Raw genomic sequence first — 13301 nt, forward strand, 5'->3', positions numbered from 1 at the left:
TCCACGAATAGTCACTACCCAATAACAATTATTTTTCACATTCTCTTGAATTATGGTTCACAGCGAACTTAGAATCATTAGAGCTCTAATGATTCTGAATAAACGCCATGGACAACCGCCAGCTGAATTTCTCCCATCTTCTCTACCTGACCGCCCACCACTGGCGGCTTGCCGTTGACCGCCGTCTGAAAGGGTTAGGTATGAGCCAGGCTACCTGGGTTGCCGTTGCCAGCATTGCGCGTAACGAACGCCCGCTGTCACAAACTGAACTGGCGCAGGAACTGGGCGTAGAAGGCGCTACCGTGGTGCCATTGATCAATCGGTTGGTCAGTCTCGGCCTGGTCGAACGCGTTATCACCGAGCGCGATAAACGTAAACGTCTGCTGGTCGCGACGGAGAAAGGTATCGCGCTGTATCATCAGGTGAAAGACGTCGCCGACACCTTGCGCGAAGAGATAATGACCGTCATCACGCCTCAGGAGCAGGAACAGACCTACGAGGTGATGATGAAGTTGCTACGTGAAGTGGAGAAAAAATAATGGCTCCGCCACGTCGCGACCCTTACGCCCCTCACGACTGGGAACCGCACGAAAAACCGGCCATCCTCGGCTCGCCATCAACGCCCATCCACAGCACACCAAAGCGTATCGCCTACGGTATTGTTGGGCTACTGGTATGCCTGACTGGCGCGCTTGGCAACGCGGTGGTCACCGCCAACCTGCAGAATTTACAAGGCTCCTTCGCCGCCTGGTCAACGGAGATTGCCTGGCTGCCCGCGGTATACGTGATGACCAACGTCTCAATTAACCTGCTGCTGGTGAAGTTCCGCCAACAGTATGGCCTGCGCGCGTTTACCGAAGGTTTCCTCGTTCTGTACGTGCTGGTGACTTTCTTTCACCTGTTCGTCAACGATCTCAGCTCCGCGTTGATGGTTCGCGCGGCCCACGGCATGGTGGCCGCCGCGCTCAGTTCTCTCGGTATCTACTATCAGGTTCAGGCCTGGCCGGCGAAACACCGCCTGAAGGCGCTAACCATTGGAATTACCGGGTCGTCGCTGGCCATTCCTCTCGCCCGCCTGTTTTCCACCGAACTGCTGCAAATTGACGAATGGCGCGGGCTTTATTTCTTCGAACTGGGGCTGGCGTTAATTTCGCTGGCCTGCGTGATTGCACTGAAGTTGCCGCCAAGCGATCGCAAGAAAGTCTTCGAGAAAAAAGACTTTATCACCTTCATGCTGCTGGCGCCGGGCATGGCGCTAATCTGTGCCGTACTTTCGCTGGGCCGCCTCGACTGGTGGTTCGAAGCGCCGTGGATTGGCTGGTCACTCGCCGCCGCGATCGTCTTGATTGTCGCCGCCGTCACGTTTGAACATAACCGTCGCAACCCGCTGCTCAATACCCGTTGGCTTTCCAGCGGCAGTATTCTGCGTTTGGGGTTGATTATGGTGTTAATCCGTATTGTTCTGGCGGAACAAAACACCGGCGTGATCGGCTGGCTGCAGTATGTCGGCCTGCAAAATGAGCAGATGACCGATCTGGCCTGGGCGATTTTCGCCGGCATCGTATGCGGTATTATCGCCAGCTGTCTGACGCTAAACCCGCGCCGTCTGTACTGGCCCACCGCCACGGCGCTGACCCTTATCATGATTGCCTCGCTGCTCGACAGCCAATCCAACAGCCTGACGCGCCCGGACCAACTGATGTTCAGCCAGTTTCTGCTCGGCTTCGGCAGCGCCTTTTTCCTCGCTCCGGCAATGCTGGCGGGCATCGGCGGCGTAGTGGCCGACCAGCGCAATCTGGTGAGCTTCTCGGTGCTGTTTGGCATGAGTCAGAACGTCGGCGGCCTGCTGGGTTCCGCCATTCTCGGCACTTTTCAGACCTGGCGTGAAAAATTCCACTCCAGCCAGCTTGCCGACCAGATAACCACCCTCAACCCACTGATTAATGAACGTTTGCAGCAGTATGCACAGCAGTACCAAAGCCAGATTGGCGATAGCGCGCTACTCAACGTTCAGGCCAGCAGCGTCCTGCAAACCCTCTCGACGCTGGAGGCCAATATCCTCGCCTACAATGACACCTATATGCTGACGGCCGCGATTTCCGCCGCGACGCTGCTGTGGGTGTTCTGGCGATTATGCAGACTGAAAATCACTGCTCATATTGCGCTGAAACGCGCGACGGGCAGCAAGTAACAACAAGAGAGATCCGGAGTCGTCATGAGTCAGCAGGACGCGGCCCAGCAACAGGCCAACACCCGAAACAACATCCGCGTGGTGTCTATTTTTACCGCCGCCGCTATCGGCCTGGTCGGCGTACTGGTTGTGCTGTACGCCTGGCAGCTGCCGCCCTTCACCCGCCATAGCCAGTTTACCGATAACGCCTATGTACGCGGCCTGACCACCTTTATCAGCCCGCAGGTCAGCGGTTATGTCACCGGCGTTAACGTGCAGGATTTTAATCAGGTGAAAAAAGGTCAGGTGCTGTTTCAGATTGACGATCGCATCTATAAACAGCGCGTACATCAGGCGCAGGCTCAGTTGGCCATGAAAGAGGCGGCGTTAAAAAACAATCTTCAGCAGCGGAAAAGCGCCGAGGCGGTGATCGTCCGCAACGAAGCGGCGCTACAAAATGCGCGCGCGCAAAATCTAAAATCACAGGCAGATTTAAAACGCGTGCAGGAGCTCACCGCCGATGGCTCACTGTCCGTTCGCGAGCGCGATTCCGCTCGCGCCAGCGCCGCGCAGGGTGCTGCCGATATTGAACAGGCGAAAGCCACGCTGGAGATGTCGCGTCAGGATCTGCAGTCCACCATCGTTAACCGCGACTCGCTGGAAGCGGACGTTGCCAACGCCAAAGCGGCGCTGGAACTGGCGGAAATTGACCTGCAAAACACGCGCATTATCGCCCCCACCGATGGGCAGCTCGGGCAGATTGCCGTGCGTTTAGGCGCATACGTCACCGCGGGCACGCACCTGACGCCGCTGGTTCCCCCGCAGCACTGGGTCATTGCTAATCTGAAAGAAACGCAGTTGGCAAACATCCGCGTCGGCCAGCCAGCGACGTTTAGCGTTGACGCCCTGAACAGCGAGAAATTCCGCGGTACCGTACAAAGTATCTCGCCCGCCACTGGCGTCGAGTTCAGCGCCATTTCGCCGGACAACGCCACCGGTAATTTCGTCAAAATCGCCCAACGTATTCCGGTACGTATTGCTGTTGACGACGGGCAAAAAAACCTTGAACGTCTGCGTCCAGGGATGTCGGTACAGGTGACCATTGATACGCGCGCGGAGGCGGAAAAATGATCCGTCCTCAGGCCCTTGCTTTAGCGCTCGCCCTGGTGGGTTGCCAGTCGGTGGATGTCCAGCAAGCGCAACCTACGCTGGCAATCCCTGCCGCCTGGCGCGCCGATATTGGCCCAACCAGCACCGTGGAAGGCGTCTGGTGGCGTAACTTCCACGACAGTGCGCTGAATCAATACGTCGACCAGGCACTGCGCCATAACAGCGACGTGCTGATCGCCCGCGAGCGGGTCAACGAATATCAGGCCCGCGCTTACGCCGCCGACAGCAGCCTGTTTCCCTCACTGGATACCGGCCTGAGCGGAAGCCGCGCTCGCGCACAGTCTGCCGCCACTGGCCTGCCGATTCACAGCACCGTCTATAAAGGTGGGCTGACGGCAAGTTACGATGTCGATCTGTGGGGCGCAAACCGCAGCGCCGCTGATGCCGCACAGGCCAGTCTGGAGGCGCAAAAAGCCGCGGCCGCCGCCGCTGACCTGACGGTGGCGACCGCCGTCGCCTCCGGCTATGTCACTCTGCTTTCACTGGACGAGCAGCTGCGCGTCACTGAACAGACGCTGAAATCGCGCGAAGATGCCTGGCATCTGGCAAAACGGCAGTTTGAGACCGGTTATACTTCGCGGCTCGAACTCATGCAGGCGGACTCCGAGCTGCGGGCAACGCGCGCTCAGGTTCCGGTATTACGTCATCAGATTGCCCAGCAGGAGAACGCGCTGAGCGTATTGCTGGGCAATAATCCCGGCGCTGTCGCTCGCCATGAGTTTGCTCAGCTCACGCCCCTGACCTTGCCTTCTCAGCTACCGTCGACGCTTCTGGAGCGTCGACCGGATATCGTTCAGGCACAGCGTCAGCTGCTGGCGGCTGATGCCACACTGGCATCGTCGAAAGCGCAGCTGCTGCCGTCCATCAACCTGACAGCCACCGGTACTCTCCAGGATCGCACCCTGCCCGACCTGCTCGATAACCCGCTGCGCTTATGGAGCCTTGGCGGCAGTATTCTGGCGCCGCTGTTGAACCGTCAAGCATTGAATGCGCAGGTTGACGTGTCGATGGCTCAACGCAATCAGGCGCTGTACGGCTATGAGAAAACGGTGCGTAACGCCTTTAAAGAGGTGAATGATAGTCTTGACGCTATCACTCGCTACGGCGAGCAGTTGGCAGAGCTCCAGGGGCAAGAAAGCGTGGCCCAGGAAACCCTGCGCATTGCGCAGAACCGCTATCGCAACGGTTACTCCTCGTATCTTGATGTGCTGGATGCCCAGCGCACGCTGTTTTCAACGCAATTAAGCGCGGTGCAGGTAAAGAACAACCTGCTGCTGGCGCAAATCGATCTTTACCGGTCGCTTGGAGGCGGCTGGTCTTCAGTGTCAGGCTGACAAAACCTTAAAGGTGTCACAATGCAAAAGCAGTGGTCTGAGGTTGATAAGTATCTGATCGAAAATTTAGTCCCCACCGATGCCGTATTGGCGCAGGTGCTGGAAAACAATCATCGTGCGGGTCTCCCCGCGCATGATGTCGCCGCTAATCAGGGGCAGCTGCTGGCGCTGTTTGTCCGTATGGTGGGGGCGAAATCCATTCTTGAGATTGGCACGCTTGGGGCTTACAGCACCATCTGGATGGCTCGCGAGCTGCCGCCTGGCGGGCGTTTAATCACCCTGGAGGCCGATCCGCTGCATGCGCGGGTGGCGCGGGAAAATATCGCGCTGGCGGGTCTGGAGGATCGCATTACGCTGCGTGAAGGCCCGGCGCTGGATACATTAGCGACGCTGGAGGACGCCGCGCCGTTCGACCTGATTTTCATTGATGCCGATAAACCGAATAACCCCTACTACCTGCAATGGGCGCTGAAATACTCACGGCCGGGTACGCTGATTATCGGTGATAACGTGGTACGCGACGGCGAAGTCACCCATCCAGACAGCGATGATGAGCGCGTACAGGGCGTCCGCCGGTTTATTGAGATGATGCGTAACGACCCGCGCCTGACGGCGACGGCACTACAAACCGTGGGCATCAAAGGCTGGGATGGTTTTACGCTGGCATGGGTGAACGCGTAACGCGGTGACGGACAATGCGATCCCTCCTGCATTCCTCCTGATTCGCACTGGTATTTGCGCGTCGCGAGTTGCACCATCGGGCAAACGATGATGAGGGACGCATGATGACACGACGTTTTTTACTGGTTTCACTGCTGGCCTTTTCCGCCAGCAGCTTTGCCGCCGATTACCCCGTTTTAACCCAAGCTGCGCCGGAGTCGGTGGGCTTTGATCGCGCCCGGCTTGATAAGCTGGATAGCTGGATTCAGGATCAAATTAATCAGGGTTACCCCAGCCTCAATCTGCTGATCGTTAAAGACAACCATATTGTTTATCAAAAAGCATTTGGCGATGCGAAGAAGTACGACGGTTCCACGTTAATGTCCTCACCGCTACGAGCCACCACCGCCACGCTGTACGATCTCGCCTCGAATACCAAAATGTATGCCACCAATTTTGCGCTGCAGAAACTGGTCTATGAAGGCAAAATCCGCATCGATGACCGCGTTGCCACCTACCTGCCCGGCTTTGCCGACCGGCCAGAGGATAAGATTAAAGGTAAGGACACGCTGCGCATCAGCGATATTCTGCACCACACCGCAGGATTTCCCGCCGACCCGCAATACCCTAATCCACAGGTTGCCGGAAAACTCTACTCCCAGGATAAAGTCACTACGCTGGAGATGATTAAGCGCACGCCGTTGCAGTATGCGCCGGGCACAAAGCATGTCTATAGCGACGTTGATTATATGATCCTCGGTTTTATCATCGAATCAGTAACGGGTATGCCGCTGGACAGCTACGTTGAGAAGACTCTCTACCGTCCATTAGGGTTAACCCATACGGTGTTCAATCCGTTGCAAAAAGGCTTCAGCCGTAGCCAGATAGCGGCCACAGAGCTCAACGGCAACACCCGTGACGGCGTTATCCATTTTCCGCATATCCGCACTCAGACAATCTGGGGGGAAGTGCATGATGAGAAGGCCTGGTATGCGATGGGCGGCGTCTCCGGCCACGCAGGATTATTTTCGAATACCCATGATATGGCAGTGTTGATGCAGGTGATGCTCAACGGCGGCGGTTACGGAAAGGTGAAGCTATTTGACGCAAAAACGGTAGGCGATTTCACCCGCAGTTCAAAATCGGATGCTACCTTCGGCCTTGGCTGGAGGGTAAACGGCAATTCGTCGATGACCACCACTTTCGGCAGCTTAAGCAACCAACAGGTTTACGGCCATACCGGCTGGACCGGTACGCTGACGGCTATCGACCCGGTTAATCATATGGCGATAGTCATCCTCGGCAATCGCCCACACTCGCCGGTGGCTAACCCAAAAGCGAACCCCAATCAGTTCGTCAGCGGGCAACTGCCCATCGCCACCTATGGCTGGATTGTCGATCAGATCTATGGGGCATTGAAACAGTAAAGCGGCTTTGCAAAGGCATTCGAGACGCTACGCAGATTGACGAACGGCAGGATGATCTGCGTCGCGCATCGACGTAGAATTCGCCGCAAGCCGGGATTATCCGGTGAGGCGCAGTGTTGCGGGGGCTTGATCCCCGGTGGCGTTGTTGCTGGAAAGAGAAAACCCCCGCACATTGTTCGGTGTAAACCGGCAACATAACGGGGGCTAATCTTGAACCTCAACAATTCAAGGATAGCCGCGAACCGTTGCCATTGCAACCACAGGCGGCTGTATGACGCTAATGCAGTTTAGCGTTATTTTCTGGCACGATCTTGCCGCTCCTGTCATCGCTGGCGTTCTCGTTAGTGTGATTGTGAGCAGGTGGCGTAACCGGAAGTAACGCATTCTGATGGGCGTTATGATCCGCCACAATGGCAACATGCGCCCGAACCAGGCCGCAGGGGTAAACCTTGCGGCCTTTTTCGTCAACTTACGCCGTAATCTGCTCCATCGCCTGCAAAATACGCTTATCCGAAATCGGATACGGCGTCCCTAACTGCTGCGCGAAGAAGCTGACGCGCAGCTCTTCAATCATCCAGCGGATCTCCTTCACATCGTCATCCTCACGCCGTGACGGCGGCAGCTTGTTCAGCCACTGTTGCCATGACTGTTGAACACTCTCTACCTTCAGCATCTGCGCACGGTCGCGATGCGGGTCGACGGCCATTTTCTCCAGCCGTTTTTCAATTGCCTGCAGGTAACGCAGCGTATCGCCCAGGCGACGGAACCCGTTGCCGGTGACGAAACCGCGATAAACCAGACCGTTCATCTGCGCCTTAATATCCGACAGCCCCAGCGCCATGGTCATGTCCACGCGGCCTTTCAGTCGTTTGTTGACGTTAAATACCGCCGTGAGGATTTGCTCAACCTGTTTAGCAATCTCGACCACCGTCTCGTTAAGGTCGGCGCGCACTTTCTCATGCAGCGCGTTAAAGCCCGCTTCGGTCCACACCGGGCCGCCAGCCTCGTCGATCAGCTTATCGACACCGCAGGAGATGCAGTCATCAATCAGATCCAGCACTTTGCCGTAAGGATTAAAATACAGCCCCAGCTTGGCTTTGTTCGGCAACTTCTCGTGCAGATACTTGATCGGCGACGGGATGTTGAGCAGCAGTAAACGGCGCAGACCACGCCACATCGCCTGCTGCTGCTCCAGCTCGTTATCAAACAGCTTGATGGCGACACTGTCGCGTTCGTCCACCAACGCAGGCCAGGCTTTCACCTTATAGTTGCCACGCTTTTGTTCGTAGCGGTCCGGCAGGTCGCCAAAACTCCAGATATGCAGTCCATTCTGCTCGATACCATCGTCAGCCACCGCCGAGAGGGTCTCCTGCACTTTGCCCTTCAGTCCGTCCTTCAGCTCCTGCAAAGAGCGGCCTTCCTGAAGTTTTTTGTTTTTATCGTCCACCACGCGGAACGTGATTTTCAGGTGATCGGGCACCTGATCCCACTGCCAGGCGTCGCGGTCAACCGTCACACCTGTCATCCGTCGCAACTCACGCTCGAGCGAATCGAGCAGCGGTAACTCCAGCGGCGTGACGCGGCCTAAAAACGCTTCGGCATAGTTGGGTGCAGGCACAAAGTTGCGGCGCACCGGCTTCGGTAGCGATTTAATCAGCGCGATAATCAGCTCGCGGCGCAGCCCTGGGATCTGCCACTCAAACCCGGCCTCTTCCACCTGGTTTAACAGCGGCAGCGGAATATGCACCGTCACGCCGTCGGCATCTGCCCCGGGTTCAAACTGGTAGCTCAGACGCAGCTTGAGATTGCCCTGATGCCAGAAGTTCGGGTAGTCCAGCTTGCTGACCTGCTCCGCCCCTTCTTTGATCAGCATGCTCTTCTCAAAGTTGAGCAGATCCGGCGTTTCGCGGCTGGCCTGTTTCCACCACTTGTCAAAGTGGCGCGCGGAAATCACCTCATGGCTGATACGCTGGTCGTAAAATTCAAACATCGTTTCATCATCGACCAGAATGTCGCGACGACGTGACTTATGTTCCAGCTCTTCAATTTCGCTACGCAGCTTCAGGTTATCGCGGAAGAAAGCGTGACGGGTTTGCCAGTCGCCTTCCACCAGCGCGTGACGAATAAACAGCTCGCGGCACAGCGCCGGGTCAATCTGGCTGTAGTTGACCTTACGCGCGGCAACGATCGGCAGGCCATAGACGGTGACCTTTTCAGTGGCCATCACCGCGCCCTGCGCCCGCTCCCAGTGCGGTTCACTATAGGAGCGCTTCATCAAATGCTGGGCGACTGGCTCAACCCATTCCGGGTCGATGCGCGCAGCGATACGCCCCCACAGACGACTGGTTTCCACCAGCTCGGCAACCATCGTCCATTTTGGCGGCTTCTTAAATAACCCTGAGCCAGGGAAGATGGAGAAACGCGCGTTACGCGCGCCGGTAAACTCCTGTTTATCCGCGTCTTTCATACCAATGTGCGACAACAGGCCGGTTAATAGCGCGACGTGAATTTCACGGTATGCTGCCGGCTCGCTATTGACCGGAATGCCCAGCTCTTTCACCACCTGCCGCAGCTGGGTGTAGATATCCTGCCACTCACGCACGCGCAGATAGTTGAGGAAATCGAGCTTACACTGGCGGCGGAACTGGTTAGACGACAGCGCTTTCTGCTGCTCGCCGAGGTAGTTCCACAGATTAACGAACGCCAGGAAATCAGACTCTTTATCGTGGAAGCGGCGATGTTTTTCATCGGAAGCCTGCTGTTTGTCCATCGGGCGCTCGCGCGGATCCTGAATGGATAGCGCCGAGGTGATGATCATCGCCTCACGCACGCAGCCGTGTTTCTGCGCTTCCAGCACCATCCGCGCCAGACGCGGGTCGACCGGCAACTGACTCAACTGGCGGCCTAATGGCGTCAGCTTATAAGCGGTTTGCTGTTCGTCGGTGGTGATGGCGCTCAGCTCTTCCAGCAGACGCACGCCGTCCTGAATATTGCGTTTATCCGGCGCTTCGACAAACGGAAACGCCGCGATATCGCCCAGACCCAACGCGGTCATCTGCAAAATAACGGACGCCAGGTTGGTACGCAGAATTTCCGGGTCGGTAAACTCAGGGCGGGACAAGAAGTCGTCTTCTGAATAGAGACGAATACAGATCCCTTCAGAAACACGCCCGCAGCGGCCTTTACGTTGGTTAGCGGAAGCCTGCGACACTGGCTCAATCGGCAGCCGTTGTACCTTCGTACGGTAGCTATAGCGACTGATACGCGCAGTACCGGGGTCTATCACGTATTTAATACCCGGAACGGTCAGCGAGGTTTCCGCCACGTTGGTAGCCAGCACGATACGTCGCCCGCTATGCGGCTGGAAGACGCGGTTCTGTTCGCTGTTCGACAACCGCGCGTACAGCGGCAAAATTTCGGTATGGCGCAGATCGCGTTTGCTCAGCGCATCGGCGGTGTCGCGGATTTCGCGCTCACCGCTCATAAAGATCAGAATATCACCCGGGCTCTCCTGCCCCAATTCATCCACGGCGTCAAAAATCGCCTGTAGCTGATCACGTTCAGTATCGTCCGCCTCTTCCACGATCGGGCGATAACGCACTTCGACCGGATAAGTGCGGCCAGAAACTTCAATAATTGGCGCGTTGTTAAAGTGCCGGGAGAAGCGTTCCGGGTCGATGGTTGCCGAGGTGATGATCACTTTCAGGTCAGGGCGACGCGGCAGCAGTTCTTTCAGATAACCGAGCAGGAAATCGATGTTCAGACTGCGTTCGTGCGCTTCATCGATGATGATGGTGTCGTACTGCATCAGCAGGCGGTCCTGCTGAATTTCAGCCAGCAGAATACCGTCGGTCATCAGTTTGACCATCGTGTTATCGCTGACGTGATCGCTGAATCGCACCTTATAACCAATGCAGCCACCGGGTTCGGTTTTCAGCTCTTCAGCAATACGGTTGGCGACGGTTCGCGCCGCCAGACGACGCGGCTGAGTATGGCCAATCAGGCCTTTAATGCCGCGCCCCAGCTCCATACAGATTTTCGGTAGCTGAGTGGTTTTACCCGAACCGGTCTCACCGGCAACAATCACCACCTGGTTATCGCGGACCGCGTTGAGGATGTCCTGTTTTTTCTGGCTGACAGGCAGATTTTCCGGGTAGTCAATGACCGGGCGTGACGCTTCACGCAGCACAACCTTACCGGCAGCCTGTTCAATTTCCTGCGCCATCTCCTGGTAAATGGCCTGTTGAGCATCAGGATTTTTAACTTTCTTAACGCCATGCAGTCGACGGGCAAACCGCTGTTTATCCCGCAAGGTTAGCGCATCAAGGCGCTGACTAAGCATAGCGAAGGTTATTTTTTGTTGTTCTGTCATAGTCTTATTGGGCAGTACAGTGCCTGGAAAAACGCTTATCAAGTATCGCTCTATCATACCACATTCGGGCATTCTGAGCTTTGTTCAAAAAAACTGAATATAGAATTCGATATATTGCGCTATCCCTGTGGCAGGATTGTGAATAGAGTGTCACTAAGCAACAGGGCACAGCCCGTCAATCAAATATAAGGAATCACGTAATGAGCAAAGTATTAGTTCTGAAATCCAGCATCCTGGCAGGCTACTCTCAATCTGGTCAGCTGTCCGACTATTTTGTTGAACAGTGGCGTGAAAAGCACTCCGCAGATGAAATCACCGTACGTGACCTGGCCGCCAACCCGATTCCGGTACTGGATGGTGAACTGGTCGGCGCGCTGCGTCCGAGCGATTCCCCGCTGACTCCGCGCCAGCAGGAAGCGCTGAATCTTTCTGACGAACTGATTGCCGAGCTGAAAGCCCACGATGTGATTGTTATCGCCGCGCCGATGTACAACTTTAACATCCCGACTCAGCTGAAAAACTATTTCGACCTGATTGCCCGCGCTGGCGTCACCTTCCGCTACACCGAGAAAGGCCCGGAAGGCCTGGTGACCGGTAAACGCGCGATCATTCTGACCAGCCGCGGCGGCATCCATAAAGATACCCCGACCGACCTGATAACCCCGTACCTGAACGTGTTCCTGGGCTTCATCGGCATCACCGACGTGAACGTCGTCTTTGCTGAAGGCATCGCTTACGGCCCGGAAATGGCGACCAAAGCGACTGCTGAAGCCAAAGCAGCGATCGACAGCCTCGTGGCGTAATCGCCGTCTGACAGTCAAAAGCCCTGCACAAGCGCAGGGCTTTTTTTTGCCTTCCCGACAGCGTGCTACGGTTACTTTTTCTCGTAACGCAGGTAGCCTGCAATACCACCGCCGCCATCTTTCGGGTGGTGAACGCCGTCATGAACCTCCACACAGGCGAAATCAAACGGTGATACACCCTCAATACAGGCCACATTTACGCCATACTGCTGCGGATTCGAACGCCGCTGATGGAAGGTATAAATGCCGCACACCGAGCAGAAAAAGTGCGCCGCCTCACCGGTATTAAAACGATACTCGGTGAGTTTATCCTTCCCCCGTAGGATTTCGATTCCCGCCAGCGGCGCAGAAACGGCAACCGCCCCACGCATCCGGCAGTACGAGCAGTTACAGCGACGCACAGTGTTGAAGCCATCGCTCAATTCAACGGTAAACGCCACTGCGCCACAGTGACACTGGGCGGAAAGTTTGTTAGTCATCACGCCTCCCGTCAGCCTTTCGCGGCAATACCGTCAAGGGTCGCCAGCGTCTCAGCGGACAAGGTCAACTCCGCAGCCGCCATATTTTCCCGCAAGTGCGCCACCGACGAAGTGCCGGGGATCAGCAGAATATTCGGCGAACGGTGCAACAGCCAGGCCAGCGCAACCTGCATAGGCGTCGCGCCAAGCGAGTGGGCAACCTCATTCAACGTGGAGGATTGCAGCGGAGAAAAACCGCCCAGCGGGAAGAACGGCACATAGGCGATACCGTCACGCGCCAGCGCATCAATCAGCGCATCATCGCCGCGATGGGCAATGTTGTATTCGTTCTGGACGCAGACAATCGGCGCAATCTTGCGCGCTTCCGCCACCTGCGTCGGCGTCACGTTGCTCAGCCCGATATGCTTCACCAGCCCCTGCTGCTGGAGCTCAGCCAGCACGCTGACGCTGGCTTCAATCGAGCCTTCGCCCGGCCCATGACCATCGCCAATCATCACGCGCATATTGACCACATCCAACACGTCCAGCCCGAGATTACGCAGGTTGTCATGGACCGCCTGCTTGAGCTCTTCCGGGGAAAATGCCGGTAGCCAGGAGGCGTCATCGCCGCGGCGGGCGCCGATTTTGGTGACAATCGTCAGGTCGTCAGCATAGGGATGCAGCGCTTCGCGAATGATCTGGTTAGTGACGTGTGGGCCGTAGAAATCGCTCGTGTCGATATGATTAACCCCCAGTTCGAGGGCTTCGCGCAGCACGGAAATGGCCGCATGACGGTCTTTCGGTGGGCCAAAAACGCCGGGACCGGCAAGCTGCATCGCCCCGTAGCCGAGGCGATTAACAAATTGAGAACCAAGGGAAAACGTACCGTACTGAGTCATAACGTCCT

General features: G+C 56.5%; 11 protein-coding genes. 8 read left to right on the forward strand and 3 right to left on the reverse strand.

What is annotated here, in order from left to right:
- The first annotated feature begins 107 nt into the window (after positions 1–107).
- The 7 genes from ACW14G_RS00775 to ACW14G_RS00805 all read left to right on the forward strand — a co-directional run bounded on the left by ACW14G_RS00775 (position 108) and on the right by ACW14G_RS00805 (position 7140).
- Positions 108–539: a MarR family winged helix-turn-helix transcriptional regulator gene (locus ACW14G_RS00775; protein WP_249023216.1), complete on the forward strand. Its 432-nt coding sequence runs from the start codon at positions 108–110 to the stop codon at positions 537–539.
- Positions 539–2191 (forward strand): MFS transporter, encoded by a 1653-nt coding sequence (locus tag ACW14G_RS00780; protein WP_163446476.1) that lies wholly within the window; start codon positions 539–541, stop codon positions 2189–2191. The genes ACW14G_RS00775 and ACW14G_RS00780 overlap by 1 nt, the downstream gene beginning before the upstream one ends.
- Positions 2192–2215: 24 nt before the next feature.
- Positions 2216–3301 (forward strand): HlyD family secretion protein, encoded by a 1086-nt coding sequence (locus tag ACW14G_RS00785; protein ID WP_065357148.1) that lies wholly within the window; start codon positions 2216–2218, stop codon positions 3299–3301.
- Positions 3298–4674: an efflux transporter outer membrane subunit gene (locus tag ACW14G_RS00790; protein WP_249023214.1), complete on the forward strand. Its 1377-nt coding sequence runs from the start codon at positions 3298–3300 to the stop codon at positions 4672–4674. Before ACW14G_RS00785 ends, ACW14G_RS00790 begins: the two co-directional genes overlap by 4 nt.
- A gap of 21 nt (positions 4675–4695) precedes the next feature.
- Complete coding sequence (locus ACW14G_RS00795) at positions 4696–5355, forward strand: O-methyltransferase (RefSeq protein WP_163446479.1); 660 nt, start codon at positions 4696–4698, stop codon at positions 5353–5355.
- 104 nt (positions 5356–5459) lie between these two features.
- Positions 5460–6761, forward strand: coding sequence for a penicillin binding protein PBP4B (pbp4b, locus tag ACW14G_RS00800; RefSeq protein ID WP_419058018.1), 1302 nt, complete (start codon positions 5460–5462; stop codon positions 6759–6761).
- A gap of 271 nt (positions 6762–7032) precedes the next feature.
- Positions 7033–7140, forward strand: coding sequence for a type I toxin-antitoxin system toxin Ldr family protein (locus ACW14G_RS00805; protein ID WP_163446480.1), 108 nt, complete (start codon positions 7033–7035; stop codon positions 7138–7140).
- A gap of 90 nt (positions 7141–7230) precedes the next feature.
- Here ACW14G_RS00805 and hrpA read toward each other — a convergent pair whose 3' ends face one another.
- On the reverse strand, positions 7231–11133 hold the full coding sequence (gene hrpA / locus ACW14G_RS00810; protein ID WP_167575740.1) for an ATP-dependent RNA helicase HrpA: 3903 nt from the start codon (positions 11131–11133) through the stop codon (positions 7231–7233).
- 200 nt (positions 11134–11333) lie between these two features.
- Here hrpA and azoR point away from each other — a divergent pair, with 200 nt between their 5' ends.
- Positions 11334–11936, forward strand: coding sequence for an FMN-dependent NADH-azoreductase (gene azoR, locus ACW14G_RS00815; protein ID WP_064545170.1), 603 nt, complete (start codon positions 11334–11336; stop codon positions 11934–11936).
- A 71-nt stretch (positions 11937–12007) separates the two neighbouring features.
- On the opposite strand, the gene ACW14G_RS00820 is transcribed toward azoR, so the two are convergent.
- Both ACW14G_RS00820 and ACW14G_RS00825 read right to left on the reverse strand, forming a co-directional pair.
- Positions 12008–12418 (reverse strand): GFA family protein, encoded by a 411-nt coding sequence (locus ACW14G_RS00820; protein ID WP_249023212.1) that lies wholly within the window; start codon positions 12416–12418, stop codon positions 12008–12010.
- A gap of 8 nt (positions 12419–12426) precedes the next feature.
- The gene (locus tag ACW14G_RS00825) at positions 12427–13293 is read right to left on the reverse strand and encodes an aldo/keto reductase family oxidoreductase (RefSeq protein WP_163446483.1); all 867 of its coding nucleotides are present in this window, start codon (positions 13291–13293) and stop codon (positions 12427–12429) included.
- Positions 13294–13301: the final 8 nt, after the last annotated feature.

The sequence above is a fragment of the Kluyvera sp. genome (genome assembly GCF_965301105.1).